11 protein-coding genes and 1 pseudogene are annotated in these 12,591 nt (G+C 69.4%); 4 read left to right on the forward strand and 8 right to left on the reverse strand.

The window, feature by feature from the left end; genetic code table 11:
• A pseudogene (locus PV396_RS44785) lies at positions 1–1,184 on the reverse strand (ALF repeat-containing protein); the annotation flags it as partial.
• A 569-nt stretch (positions 1,185–1,753) separates the two neighbouring features.
• On the opposite strand from PV396_RS44785, the gene PV396_RS44790 reads away from it, so the two are divergent.
• Positions 1,754–2,203 (forward strand): hypothetical protein, encoded by a 450-nt coding sequence (locus tag PV396_RS44790; RefSeq protein ID WP_319214154.1) that lies wholly within the window; start codon positions 1,754–1,756, stop codon positions 2,201–2,203.
• Positions 2,204–2,258: 55 nt separating this feature from the next.
• On the forward strand, positions 2,259–4,472 hold the full coding sequence (locus tag PV396_RS44795; RefSeq protein WP_319214148.1) for a trypsin-like serine protease: 2,214 nt from the start codon (positions 2,259–2,261) through the stop codon (positions 4,470–4,472).
• A gap of 96 nt (positions 4,473–4,568) precedes the next feature.
• Here the strand turns inward: PV396_RS44795 and PV396_RS44800 are convergent, their stop codons facing one another.
• The 3 genes from PV396_RS44800 to PV396_RS44810 all read right to left on the reverse strand — a co-directional run bounded on the left by PV396_RS44800 (position 4,569) and on the right by PV396_RS44810 (position 8,095).
• Positions 4,569–6,059, reverse strand: a complete 1,491-nt coding sequence (locus PV396_RS44800; RefSeq protein ID WP_416071594.1) for a DUF2637 domain-containing protein — start codon at positions 6,057–6,059, stop codon at positions 4,569–4,571.
• Positions 6,060–6,138: 79 nt separating this feature from the next.
• Complete coding sequence (locus tag PV396_RS44805; protein WP_416071595.1) at positions 6,139–7,080, reverse strand: DUF3558 domain-containing protein; 942 nt, start codon at positions 7,078–7,080, stop codon at positions 6,139–6,141.
• 151 nt (positions 7,081–7,231) lie between these two features.
• The gene (locus tag PV396_RS44810; RefSeq protein ID WP_319214150.1) at positions 7,232–8,095 is read right to left on the reverse strand and encodes a DUF3558 domain-containing protein; all 864 of its coding nucleotides are present in this window, start codon (positions 8,093–8,095) and stop codon (positions 7,232–7,234) included.
• A 231-nt stretch (positions 8,096–8,326) separates the two neighbouring features.
• Here PV396_RS44810 and PV396_RS44815 point away from each other — a divergent pair, with 231 nt between their 5' ends.
• Positions 8,327–9,520, forward strand: a complete 1,194-nt coding sequence (locus PV396_RS44815; protein WP_319214156.1) for an RtcB family protein — start codon at positions 8,327–8,329, stop codon at positions 9,518–9,520.
• Between the two features lie 43 nt (positions 9,521–9,563).
• Here the strand turns inward: PV396_RS44815 and PV396_RS44820 are convergent, their stop codons facing one another.
• The 3 genes from PV396_RS44820 to PV396_RS44830 form a co-directional block, all read right to left on the reverse strand.
• Positions 9,564–10,436, reverse strand: a complete 873-nt coding sequence (locus tag PV396_RS44820; RefSeq protein WP_416071596.1) for a hypothetical protein — start codon at positions 10,434–10,436, stop codon at positions 9,564–9,566.
• Positions 10,437–10,620: 184 nt separating this feature from the next.
• On the reverse strand, positions 10,621–10,800 hold the full coding sequence (locus PV396_RS44825; RefSeq protein WP_319214151.1) for a hypothetical protein: 180 nt from the start codon (positions 10,798–10,800) through the stop codon (positions 10,621–10,623).
• Positions 10,800–11,576, reverse strand: coding sequence for an SDR family NAD(P)-dependent oxidoreductase (locus PV396_RS44830; protein WP_319214152.1), 777 nt, complete (start codon positions 11,574–11,576; stop codon positions 10,800–10,802). The genes PV396_RS44825 and PV396_RS44830 overlap by 1 nt, the downstream gene beginning before the upstream one ends.
• A 176-nt stretch (positions 11,577–11,752) precedes the next feature.
• Here PV396_RS44830 and PV396_RS44835 point away from each other — a divergent pair, with 176 nt between their 5' ends.
• Positions 11,753–12,184, forward strand: coding sequence for an SgcJ/EcaC family oxidoreductase (locus tag PV396_RS44835; RefSeq protein WP_319214153.1), 432 nt, complete (start codon positions 11,753–11,755; stop codon positions 12,182–12,184).
• Positions 12,185–12,210: 26 nt separating this feature from the next.
• Here PV396_RS44835 and PV396_RS44840 read toward each other — a convergent pair whose 3' ends face one another.
• Entirely contained in the window at positions 12,211–12,549 is a 339-nt protein-coding gene (locus PV396_RS44840) for a YnfA family protein (RefSeq protein WP_319214158.1), read from the reverse strand.
• Positions 12,550–12,591: the final 42 nt, after the last annotated feature.

Here is a 12,591-nt window from a genome sequence, read left to right on the forward strand (position 1 = left end):
ATCCTGGCCTGGTCGGCGGCGGCCGCCGCGGTCTTCGCGCGCGCGGCGGCGTCCCGGGCGCCCTGGGCGGCCGACCGGGCGGCCGACGCCTTGGACGCGTCCTTGGAGGCCGCGATGGCCGCGTTGTACGCCCGTGAGGCGGCGCCCCCGGCGGCCGCGGCGGCGGCAGCGGCGCCCTGCGCGGCCTGCGCGGCACGGCTGGAGGCGGCCTGGGCGGCACGGGACGCGGCGATGGCCGTACCGGCGGCGTCGGCGGCGCCCTGCGCGGCGCTGGCCGCCTTGTTGGCGGCGGCGGCCGACTTGCGTACGTCGTTCTGCGCGGCCTGCGCCTCCTCGGCGGCCCGGAGCGCTGCCTCCTTGGCCTTCGCGGCGGCCTCCTTCGCCTGGTCGGAGGCGGTGACCGCCTGGTCCGTCCGCAGCTTGGCGCGCTTGCCCTCGCGTTCCACGATCCTGACCAACTGGTCGATCGTGGCGGTCTCCTCGTCGCGGGCGCGGGCGATGTACTGCCCGGAGGCGAGGAAGTTGCTGATCGCGGCCGGCGTGCCGTCGGACAGCGCGCGCTCCGCGTACACCTTCACCTGCGGGGAGGCGGTGGAGACGATGGTGAGGACCTCGAAGCGGTCGTCCTCGGCGCGTGCCGTGTACTGGGTGGTCTCCAGGAAGGTCCGCAGCGCCGCCGACGTGCCCGCGTTCAGCGCCTTGTTCGCCTCGCGCTTCACGGCGGTGCCGCCGTTGTTGAGGACGGTGGAGACGGCCACCCGCAGGTCCGTCTGCAGGGGCTGGGCGTAGCCGGTCTCGAGGAAGGCCGCGATCGCGGTGTCCCCCGTGGACAGCGCGGTCTCGGCCGAGGTACGGGTGGACGTACCGGCGTAGGACAGCGACGAGAGAACGGTGAAACGGTTGTCCTCGGCATTCACCGCGGGCAGTTCACCGGTGAGAAAAGCCGACACGGCCGCCGATGATCCGGTAAGGGCGATGGCGGCGGCCTCGCGGGCCGCCCGGCCGCCCGTCTTGTACGCCCATACGGCCTTGCCGCGGTCGGTGTCCGGCAGGCCGGTGTCGACCGGATCGGCGGCGTAGGCGGGGGTGGCGGTCAGAGTCAGGATCGAGGGCAGGGCGGGAACGGCCGCCGCTCCGGCGACGCCCATGAGTATCCGCCGCCTGCTCCACAATGACGCTTGCAAAGTTCGCATCCTCCCGTTGAGCCGTACGTAATACGGCTGCGAAAACATGACATGGCTCCCCAATTCACGTCATACGAAGGGGAGTTGGCGAGCCTGCCGATTCGACGGTACGGACGACTCTTTGCCGGGTCAATGCCGGGAAGCAATCGCTTTCCGGGGTGCCGGTGAGCCTTTGGAAAACGGAATGTTATCCGCCGGAAATCTTTCCTTTTCGGAATCTCCACGGAATCTTGTACAACCCTCCCCCGGAGTGACGCAGGTCACTGGGCACCTTTCGGATCTGTGCGATTTGCGATGGTCTTTCCTGTGGACAAAGATTGAGTAAACGGTTTTGTATGCAGGGAGCTGCGGATATGAGCGGGGGGTGAATCCGTCGGCATGCGCTTTTGTGGTCGTGCTAAAAATTTCGAAGAAATTGCGGACCTTGACACGCCGCAGCTTTCACGCCCGTTCTCTCATTCGTTAGGACTGCGATGAAGGCATTCAGTACCACCGATTCGAAAACCAGACGCCTTGTGACCCGCACCCTGGCCGCCTCCGTGGCCGCCGGTGCCCTTGCCTGGCTCGCGATGGCCGGCAGCCAGGCGGGAACGCCCACCGGCGGAAACGGAACCGCTGCCGAAGCCGTCGCCGACGAGGCTCCGGGGTACGCGGTCGAGACGTTCGACTACCCGAACGCGGACAAGATCCTCGCCGAGCAGAACATCGTCCTCAAGCGCGGGGACGGCCACATCACGCTCGTCGACTGTGCGAGCGGTACGGGCCTGTTGGAGGTCTGGGCGCGGGAGAAGGCCGACCGGATCTGCTTCAAGGTCGTGGGCAACTCCGGCTGGCTGACGATGGAGATCCCGTCCGTCTACGCCGTCAAGGGCAATGACTACGCGACCGAGGTCGACATGACGGTGGGTGCGGAGGAGAAGTCCTTCGACGTGGAGAAGAACACCTGGACCGCGGTCGGTGAGAGCGCCGACGAGCAGGGCCGCGAGCACATGCTCGTGGAGATCCGCTCGGCCAAGTAGGCCCCGTACGCCCCACCGTCTCGTCTGCTTTTCCGGCTCCTTAAGGACTCACCACATGCGTCACGCCAGACCCGTGCGCCTCACCGCACTGGCCGCCACCCTGACCCTGGGCTCCGCCACGCTCGCCGCCGGTTCGGCCGCCGCCGTCACCGGCCCCGCCGTCCCCGCCGCCACGACCACCTACGCCTACACCGCGCAGGTGATCGTCGGGAACAACGACCGTGGCTGCTCCGGCGTCCTCGTCGACCGGGAGTGGCTGCTCACCGCCGCCAGCTGCTTCGTCGCCAACCCGGCCGCCGGCCTCACCGTGCCCGCGGGCAAGCCGGCCCTCAAGACCACCGCGACCATCGGCCGCTCCGACCTCTCCGGCACCGGCGGTGCCGTGCGCGAGATCGTCGAGCTGGTCCCGCGTACCGACCGCGACGCGGTGCTGGCCCGGCTGAGCCGCCCGGTCACCAACGTCACCCCCCTCGCCCTGGCCACCACCGCGCCCGCCGCCGGTGAGGAGCTCACCCTGGCCGGGTTCGGGCGTACGACGACCGAGTGGGCGCCCTTCAACCTGCACACCGGCGCCTTCAACGTGGACGCGGCCACCGCCACCAGCGCCACGGTCACCGGCAAGAACGCTGCCGCCGCCTGCCAGGGCGACGCCGGCGGGCCCCTCGTGCGCACCGTCAACGGCACCGCCCAGCTGGCCGCCCTGAGCAGCCAGTCCTACCAGGGCGGCTGCCTCGGTATCGCCACCACCGAGACCCGTACCGGCGGCATCGCCACCCGCGTCGACGACCTCGCCTCCTGGGTGAACTCCAAGACCGGCGCGGTCCGCATCACCGACTTCAACTGCGACGCCGTCGAGGACATCGCGATCTCCGACCCGCGCGCCACCGTCGCCGGAGTCACCGCCGCCGGCGTCGTCCGCATCGTGTACGGCGGCGGCAAGGGCACCGCCGAGATCCACCAGAACCTCGACTGGGTCCCCGGCGGCGTCGAGACCAACGACTGGTTCGGCGAGTCCATCGCCACCGTCGACTACGACGAGGACGGCTGCACCGACCTCGTCGTGGGCACGCCCAGCGAGGACGTCGGCACCCCCGTCGACGGTGGCTTCGTCGACGTCCTGCACGGCGCCCCCGGCGGCCTCGGCACCGGCGTCAAGAAGAACACCCACTTCGAGGAGGGCCTGGGCAACGGCTCCCTCAAGGCCGCCGCCCCGCAGGCCGGCGACCGCTTCGGCGACTCCGTCGCCGCCGGGGTCACCGCGGCCGGTGAACCCTTCATCGTGGCCGGCGCGCCCGGCGAGGCCGTCAGCGGCGCCGCCAAGGCCGGCGCGGCCTTCTACATCCACGGCGACACCAACATCATCGTCACCCAGGACAGCACCGACGTTCCCGGTGCGGCCGAGGCCAACGACGGCTTCGGCGGCTCGGTCGCGGCCGACACCAACTTCTTCGCCGTCGGCGCGCCCGGCGAGGCCATCGGCGAGGACGCGGGCGCGGGCAACCTGGCCGTCTTCTCCCACACCCTGACCTCGGCGGCCCTGCCCACCCCGAGGTTCGGCCTCGACCAGGACCTCGACACCGTCTCCGGCGGCGCCGAGGCCGGCGACCAGTTCGGCTTCTCCCTGGCCCTGGCCCCGTACCGGCCCTCCGGGGCGGCCAGTGCCACCGAGTCGATCCTCGCGGTCGGCGCCCCCGGTGAGGACCTCGACATCGACGGCGTCGCCAAGGCCGACACCGGCACCGTCCTGACCTTCCGTATCGCCGCCGCCGGCACCTACAGCCAGCTCAACGGCATCAACCAGGGCACCGCCGACGACGACGTCAGCGGCGGCTCCGAGGCCGGCGACCGCATGGGCGTCGCCCTGTCCGCCATCAACACCGCCCCGCGTGCCGTCAGCACCACGGCGACGATGAAGCTGGCCGTCGGAAACCCCAACGAGGCGGTCGGTACGGCGGCCAACGCCGGCGCCGTCCACACGTTCTCGCTCCTGGGTGCCCCCGGCGCCAACGACCGCTGGCTCGAGGCCGGTGACGGTGACGGCATCCCCGGCACCCCCGGCGCGAACCAGCAGCTCGGCAGCAGCATCCACTACACCGGCACCAAGCTGTACGTGGGCATGCCCCTCGGCCCGAACACGTACGGCACCCTGTACGCCCTGCCCCACTCCAACGTGACCGCCGGCGGCGCCGTCGCCGCCGTCACCACCTACCAGCCCGGCACGGGCGGCCTCCCGGCCGCCGGCGACCGCTTCGGCTACGCGGCCCGCTAAGGGTCGCGGTACGAGTTCTTCCCGGTACGACGACGGGGCGCCCGGTGAACTCCGGGCGCCCCGTCCGTCGTACCGGGAAGAACTCGAGAACGTGGACTACGCGATGTGGTCGTCCTGGAGTTCCGCCGTGTGGCGGTTGGTGAAGCGGTTCACCATCCGGTCGGCCTCGCGCTGCGGGAGCTTGGTGCCGTACGTCGCTTCCACGTCACCCCGGAACTGGCCCGAGGTCGGGTAGCTGCCGTCTATCGACTTCTTGAAGACCATGTAGTAGTCCTCCTCCGTCGGCGTCGGCTCCGGGGTGCCGCCGCCCGCACCCATCTCACGGGTACGGCCCGGACCCGCCGGGATCGGGAAGGTACCGGTGTCCTCCGGGGACGGCTCCGGGTCGGGCGCGGCCGGCTCGTCGTACTCCTGCTGCTCGAACACCCGCTGCTCGAACCGCTGCTGCTCGAACCGCCGCCGGTCGGCGAAACGTTGCTGCTCCTCGAACTGCCGCTGCTCTTCGAACTGCCGCTGTTCCTCGAACTGCTGCCGCGCCTCGTACTGCTGTGCCTCGTACTGCTCGGCCTGCTGCTGCTCGTCGGCCCACTGGGCGTACGCGGCCTCGGGGTCGTACGTCGGGTCGTAGCCGCCCTGGTACGCGATGGTCCGGGGGTCGCGCGCCTGGAGCCACGGATTCTGGGGCTCGGCGTTCTCCGGCTGCCCGGGGGCCCTGCCGCCCTCGGCGGCGGGGCGCTGCTCCTGGGCGGGTGCCGTGTCCGGGGTGTTCTGTACGGCGGTCGCCGCCTCCGGGGTACGACCGCTCGCGCTCGCGTCGGCCGCCTCCAGGGCGGGCTGGGGCGCCGCCGGCGAAGCGGAGACCGAGGCCGGTGTCGGGGCCGGGGGCAGCAGGGCCGGTTCGATGCCCGCCGCCGCCAGGCCCGAGGGGGCCGTCTCCGCGAGGGGGACGCCGTAGCGCGCCAGGCGCAGCGGCATCAGGGACTCCACCGGGGCCTTGCGCCGCCAGGCACGGCCGAAGCGCGCGTGCAGCCTGGCCTGGTAGACGAGACGTTCCTGCTCGAGCTTGATGACCTGGTCGTAGGAGCGCAGCTCCCACAGCTTCATCCGGCGCCAGAGGAGGAACGTCGGCAGGGGGGACAGCAGCCAGCGGGTCAGGCGAACACCCTCCATGTGCTTGTCCGCCGTGATGTCCGCCATCCGCCCGATGGCGTGCCGGGCGGCCTCCACCGCGACCACGAACAGCACCGGGATGACGGCGTGCATACCCACGCCCAGCGGGTCCGGCCAGGCCGCCGCACCGTTGAACGCGATCGTCGCCATCGTCAGCAGCCACGCCGTCTGGCGCAGCAGCGGGAACGGGATCCTGATCCAGGTGAGCAGGAGGTCGAGGGCGAGCAGGACACAGATACCCGCGTCGATACCGATCGGGAAGACGTAGCTGAAGTTCCCGAAGCCCTTTTTGATCGCCAGCTCACGGACGGCGGCGTACGACCCCGCGAAGCCGATCCCGGCGATCACGACCGCACCGGCGACGACCACGCCGATGAGCACCCGGTGCATTCGTGTCAGCTGCAGTGGCGCGGCCACCCGTACTCCCCTCCCAGTGCGTGTTGTTGCGCGCAACAGGGTGGCACATGTGTGCGGCGTACGTGTTGCCGAGACAAGGTCAGTTCTTCTTCGACGCTGAGGGCGACGCGGACGAGGCAGGCGCCTTTGCTGCCGACTTCGTCGCGGACTCGGACGGAGACGCGCTCGGCTTCGCCGACGAACTGGCCGACGAGGTGGGGGAGTTGGAAGGTGCGGGCGTGGCCGCGCCACCCTCGCCGTTCGCCGAGGAAACCTTCGCGACGGCCTCCTTGGCCGCCTTCTCCGCGGACTTCGCCAGACTGTCCGCGCTCGGCGTCTTCTCGCCCGCGAGCCCGGCACCGTTGTAGTCCAGGGTCACGACGACGTTCTCGACCCGGACGACGACCGTCTGCTGCCGGAACGACCCTTCCTTCTTCTTCAGGTCGTAGCGCACCGACGTCGCGTCGTCGCCCGCACCGGCCACCGGCACCGAGCGGGTGTTCTTCGCGCCCTCCGCCGACTGCGCGTCCTGCACCTGGCTCTCGTAGTACGCCGCCGCCAGCTCCTCGGCGGAACCGCGCGTCGCGGTCGACTCGAAGCGCAGCAGCGACACGTTCAGCCAGCGGAACTGGGAGCCCTTCACACCGTTGTTGACCAGGCTCGTCCAGGAGCAACTGCCGCGCGTCGACGTGTCGTTGGACGACCCCTCCTTGCCCGACTTCACACCCTTCGGGACAAGGTCCTTCAACGTCTTCTCCGACAGCACCGCACACGGCTCGGGCAGCTTCTCGTACGCCGCCGGCTGCACGGTCGGCGAAGCGCTCACGGTCTCGCCCGCGCCGGCCTCAGCCGTCTTCGCCGCGCTGTCGGGGGACCCCGACCCCGACCCCGATCCGGAGTCGGAGCCCGAGTCCGAGGAGCAGCCGACGGCCGCCAGGAGAAGAACGGGGACGGCGGCGAGGGCGGCGAGGGCGTGCTGCCGTCGCTTCGTCGTCACTACGGCGGTCCGGCTGCGCTGGTCTCGCTGTGCGGGTCGGTGCATGGTTCCTTCACTCATCGCGCTGTGGTTCCTGCGGCTCTCGGTTCCTGCGGTCGGATCGGGTCCGAGGGGCCACGGTACGCGGTGAGGGGGGCGCGCGGCCTTGCTTCACGCCCATCGCGGAGGGCCCGTACGACGCGAAACGGGCGCTCCGTCAGTCGAACGCGCCGGCGAGCTGCGAGGCCAGTTTCCGCGCCCTGTCCTGCATTTCCTTGCTGTCCGGGGCGGTGCCGAGCGTCGCCGGCTGCTCGACGTACTCGATCGTCACGATGACGTTGGACGTGCGGAACGCCACAGTTACCGTGCGCTGCTGGGCCGTTGAACCGGCGCCGCTCAGCTCGTCGTCGAGATACGCCTCGTCGCCGAGGCCGTCGAGGAGACGGGGCTGGAGGGCGGCGGCGGAGGTGTCCCCGTCGGCGCCCGTACCCGTGCCGGTTCCCGTTCCCGGGTCCAGGGAGGCCGAGGCCGCGTCGGTGGGCGTGGTGGTGGCGGAGGAGGAAGGGGACGCGGATCCGGTGGGCGTGGGGGTAGGGGTGGGCGTGGGGGTCGGGGTGGCGGAGGCGGCGGGCGCGGGTAGGTGCGCGGCGACCACCTTGCCGGCGAAGACATCCGTCGCCTGGCTGTCGTCGCTCACGGAGTTGTCGTACGAGACGACCCGTTCGAAGTCGACGAGGAGGTGGTCGGTGGCGTCCGTCGACTCCACCTTCCAACGGCAGCCGACCTTGCGGTCCGTGTTGTACGTGAGGGTCGACTCGCCCTCGTACGCCTGCTTGCGCTGGTCCTCGTCCGTGATCTGCCTGATGCCGGGCAGCAGCGAGTCGAGGGTGTCGTTGCTGACCACGGTGCAGGGCTCGGGGAGTGTGCGGTAACGGCCGGGCTGGGCCACGGGGGCGGTGGTGCCGCTGTCGCCGGGCTTGGCGTCCTCGGTGGTGTCACCACCGCCCGAGCCGCCGGTGCAGCCGGCCAGCAGTGCCGCGAGGAGGGCGGCGACGCCGGGTACGTAGGCCTTCCGCTGCACGGGCAGGTCCTCTCGACGATCTCAGGCGGTCTTTGGCTTGTCGATCATTGTGGGGCGGTACTCGCTCCAGTGTCCCCGCTGGTTATTCGCTTGCCGCGCAAGGGAGTCACCGGCAGACAATGTCTATCGCACGCACCACCGTGTACGCCGGTCCGGCATCCCTTTCGTTGACCTTGGCGCCGGTTTTGCGTTTCAGGACTTCTGTTGGTTTTCCGGGGGAATGAGGACGATATGTCGTACGTGGAAGTGCCGGGCGCGAAGGTACCCATCCGTATGTGGGCCGACCCGGCGTCGGTCGAGGACGGTGCGATGCAGCAGCTGCGCAACGTCTCGACGCTGCCGTGGATCAAGGGGCTCGCCGTCATGCCGGACGTGCACTACGGCAAGGGTGCGACGGTCGGTTCGGTCATCGCGATGCACGGTGCGGTGTGCCCGGCGGCGGTCGGGGTCGACATCGGCTGCGGAATGTCGGCGGTGAAGACCTCGTTGACGGCGAACGACCTGCCGGGCGACCTGTCCCGGCTGCGGTCGAAGGTCGAGGAGGCGATTCCGGTGGGACGGGGCATGCACGACAGTCCTGTTGACCCGGGTCGGCTGCACGGGTTCGCCGTCGGGGGGTGGGACGACTTCTGGGGGCGGTTCGACGGGGTTGCGGATGCGGTCAAATTCCGTCACGGGCGGGCTGAAAAGCAGATGGGGACGCTCGGAAGTGGCAACCACATGATCGAAATATGTCTCGATCAGTCAAACGTGGTCTGGTTGATGCTGCACTCCGGATCCCGGAACATCGGCAAAGAGCTGGCCGAGCACCACATCGGAATTGCCCAGAAGCTCTCGCACAATCAGGGCCTGGTCGACCGCGACCTCGCCGTGTTCGTCTCGGACACCCCGCAGATGGCGGCGTACCGAAACGATCTCTACTGGGCACAGGAGTACGCCAAGCACAACCGCTCGATCATGATGGCACTTCTGAAGGACGTCGTCCGTGGTGAGTTCAAGAAGGCGAAGCCCACCTTCGAGCCAGAGGTGTCCTGCCACCACAATTACGTTTCGGAGGAGCAGTACGAAGGGATGGACCTACTCGTCACGCGCAAGGGGGCCATCAGCGCTAGGGCGGGCGAGTTCGGCATCATCCCCGGCTCGATGGGAACCAGCTCGTACATCGTGAAGGGGCTCGGCAACGAGAAGGCTTTCAACTCGGCGTCGCACGGGGCTGGTCGGCGTATGAGCCGTAATGCCGCGAAGAAGCGCTTCACTCTACGGGATCTGGAGGAGCAGACGCGGGGAGTGGAGTGCCGCAAGGACTCCGGTGTGCTCGATGAGATTCCGGCTGCCTACAAGAACATCGACCAGGTGATGGCGCAGCAGAGCGACCTCGTCGAGGTCGTGGCGAAGCTGAAGCAGGTCATCTGTGTGAAGGGCTGACTACGAGGTCCCCGGCAGGTGACCGGGGGCCTCGCGCAGCTTGTCAATGATCGGCCGGAATGGGGACCTTCCCGGTTCGGAGACGCCAGAGGCGGATGTAGCAGCTCTTCTCGGTCCGACCGAGTTCCTTGGCTGACGCCGCGTCGTCGTTCAGTCGCAGCAGTACACGGTCTTCCCAGCCGCTCCAGCGGCGGCGGTCGGGAGCGATCCTCATGCCTGCCGGGCGGATCCAAGTGCTCAGGGAGTCGGCCGCCACCTGCTTACGCTCCAGAGACAGGCAGTCCTTGTAGTAGAGGTGGGCTGCCAATTCCTGGGCGTTCTCCTTCGTGTAAAGGATGTTGTAGATGCCGTCGCGCGCGTTGCGCTTCAGGGTGCGCTCGGCTCCTGTGATCTTCCCGGCGTAGAAGCACATGTAGGCGCCGATGGCCGTGCTCTGCGTGGTCAGAGAAACGAACGGGTATCCCTGGCCCGTATAGCCCACCGAGCCGTCCGCGTCGATGACTCCGCGGAGGTAGTCTCGCTGCGCGAACTGCCCGCGTGGCGGGGCAATCTCCTTGGACTTGCGACCGTAGGGCAGGCCGAGGTTGGTGAGCAGGGTTCTGGCTTCGAGGGAGCACAGCGTCCAGGTGGCCGAGTGATGGGTCGCGGCGAAATTCGTGGACCGTGTGCGTTCCGTGATGCTGCTGTTGTAGGGCGTCAGCCTCTGGAACTCGCGCAGGATGTCGATGTCCCGCGCGTTGATCTCGGCTGTCAGGCGCCCCTTCTGCCCCGTTCCCTTCGCCAGATGCCCATCGGCCTGCAAGAAGCCGAACATGTAGGCGTAGTCGGGGTCTTTGAGGTTCATGAACCCCGTCGTGTCGACGCCGAGGGCGTCGTCCAGAGTGAATTGCTGCGCGCTAGGCTCGCGTTCAGCCACAGGGAAGTCTGCCTTCCTTGATGGTCAGGCCCCGGTCGGGACGGCAATCCCGGCCGCGGGCCGTCGTTTTTATGTTGTGGCGCGAGCCTAGATCGGCTGTTCAGACGTCGTTCGGGCGATCGGTGATATTCACTCTTGTGGGTTATGTGGGCCGTAAGTGCGTATCTGTCCACAGAGTGTGGACTTACTTCGGGGCGTGCTTCACCGCGTAGATCATCACGAACGCCACCAGGTGGATGCCGAAGAGGAAGTACGCCAGGTAGTACCAGACGTAGCGTTCGCGCTGCTTCTCCAGGGCCAGGAGTCGTTTTTCCTGGTCCTGGTCCTGGTCGCGGGCGGTCGTGTCATCCGCGTCGTCCGTCATCACGCGTCCCTGTGGACCTTCGTGTTCGAGGCCTGGGCGCGGGGGCGCAGGACCAGGAGGTCGACGTTGACGTGGCTCGGGCGGGTCACCGTCCAGGTGATCGTTTCCGCCACGTCGTCCGCCGTGAGGGGTTCGGCGACGCCCTCGTAGACCTTGGCCGCCTTCTCCGTGTCGCCCGAGAAGCGGGTCAGGGCGAACTCGTCCGTCTTCACCATGCCCGGCGCGATCTCGATGACCCGGACCGGCGTGCCGACGATCTCCAGGCGCAGGGTCTCGGCGAGGACGTGGGCGCCGTGCTTCGCGGCGACGTAGCCTCCGCCGCCCTCGTACGTGCCGTGGCCCGCGGTGGAGGAGACGACCACGATCGTGCCGTCGCCGCTCGCCGTCAGGGCGGGGAGGAGGGCCTGGGTGAGGTTGAGGGTGCCGATGACGTTCGTCTCGTACATCTGGCGCCAGTCGGCGGGGTCGCCGGTGGCCACGGGGTCGGCGCCGAGTGCGCCGCCCGCGTTGTTGACGAGGACGCCGATGGTCTTGAAGGCGGTCGCGAACTCGTCCACCGCCGTGCGGTCGGTGACGTCCAGGGGGTATGCCGTTGCCTGGCCGCCCGTCGCGTTGATCTCCTCGGCCAGCGCCTCGATGCGGTCCTTGCGGCGGGCCGTCAGGACGACGCGGTAGCCGGCCGCGGCGAGCCGACGGGCCGTCGCGGCGCCGATTCCGCTGCTCGCGCCGGTGACCACGGCGATGCGGGAGGCGGCGGACGGGGCGGCGGTGGCCATGGGACTGCTCCTCGGGGTGTTCGGCGTATGTACCGGGCTGGCTGAGCTGCTGCCCAGGATAGGCAGGTGGGACGCGTGGTCGGCGGGGTGTCCGGAGGGTGGGCCGGTGCCGGGCTGCCGGGAGCGGGCGACGGTGGGAAACTGGGGTGGGTGATCCGCGGCAACGGAGGTGGATCATGGGAGAAGCACGTGAGGTCATGGACCGGCTCACGGAGGCGATCACCTCGGCGGACGTCAAGGCCATCGCCGAGCTCTACGCACCCGACGCGGTCGCCGTCACCCCAGACGGCGGGAAGCTCCTCGGGCGCGACAACATCGTGGAGTACTGGCGGCAGATGACGGACGCGGTGCCCGAGGGCACGTACGAGTCCGTGGAGGCGTACGAGATCGGCGACACAGCCGTGGACGAGGGTTACTTCAGCGGGCGGAACACCGGGCCGATCGCGCTGCCCTCCGGCGACCATCTGCCCGCGACGCAGAAGGAGTTCCGTATCCGGGGCGTCGACCTCGCGACGGTCAGGGACGGTCACATCGTCGACTACCGGCTCTACTTCGACCAGATGGAGTTCCTGGGGCAACTCGGGCTGCTGCCCGCCGAGTTCTCCTGACCCGTCCCTGTCCCCGCGTTCCTCGGTCAGTCGCCTCGCGGGGCGTACATGATCACGGCCATCCCCGCGAGGCAGACCAGCGCGCCCGTCACGTCCCAGCGGTCCGGACGGTAGCCGTCCGCCGCCATGCCCCAGGCCAGCGAACCGGCGACGAAGACACCGCCGTACGCGGCCAGGACGCGGCCGAACTCCGCGTCGGGCTGGAGCGTGGCGACGAACCCGTACGCGCCCAGCGCCAGCACACCCGCGCCGATCCACGCCCAGCCCCGGTGCTCGCGTACGCCCTGCCAGACCAGCCAGGCGCCGCCGATCTCGAACAGTGCGGCGACGAGGAAGAGGATCACGGAGCGGAGGACCGGTGGCATGCGGGCAGCTTCGCATGCCACCGGTCCTCCGCTCCGTGATCC

Origin of the sequence: Streptomyces sp. ME02-8801-2C (assembly GCF_033793965.1) — a bacterium.
In the GTDB taxonomy this organism is placed as follows: domain Bacteria; phylum Actinomycetota; class Actinomycetes; order Streptomycetales; family Streptomycetaceae; genus Streptomyces.

Coding starts and splice junctions, on each gene's coding strand:
- PV396_RS44790 (WP_319214154.1), top strand. CDS start 1,754: ATGGCCGGCAGCCAGGCGGGAACGCCCACCGGCGGAAACGGAACCGCT.
- PV396_RS44795 (WP_319214148.1), top strand. CDS start 2,259: ATGCGTCACGCCAGACCCGTGCGCCTCACCGCACTGGCCGCCACCCTG.
- PV396_RS44805 (WP_416071595.1), bottom strand. CDS start 7,080: ATGCACCGACCCGCACAGCGAGACCAGCGCAGCCGGACCGCCGTAGTG.
- PV396_RS44815 (WP_319214156.1), top strand. CDS start 8,327: ATGTCGTACGTGGAAGTGCCGGGCGCGAAGGTACCCATCCGTATGTGG.
- PV396_RS44825 (WP_319214151.1), bottom strand. CDS start 10,800: ATGACGGACGACGCGGATGACACGACCGCCCGCGACCAGGACCAGGAC.
- PV396_RS44830 (WP_319214152.1), bottom strand. CDS start 11,576: ATGGCCACCGCCGCCCCGTCCGCCGCCTCCCGCATCGCCGTGGTCACC.
- PV396_RS44835 (WP_319214153.1), top strand. CDS start 11,753: ATGGGAGAAGCACGTGAGGTCATGGACCGGCTCACGGAGGCGATCACC.
- PV396_RS44840 (WP_319214158.1), bottom strand. CDS start 12,549: ATGCCACCGGTCCTCCGCTCCGTGATCCTCTTCCTCGTCGCCGCACTG.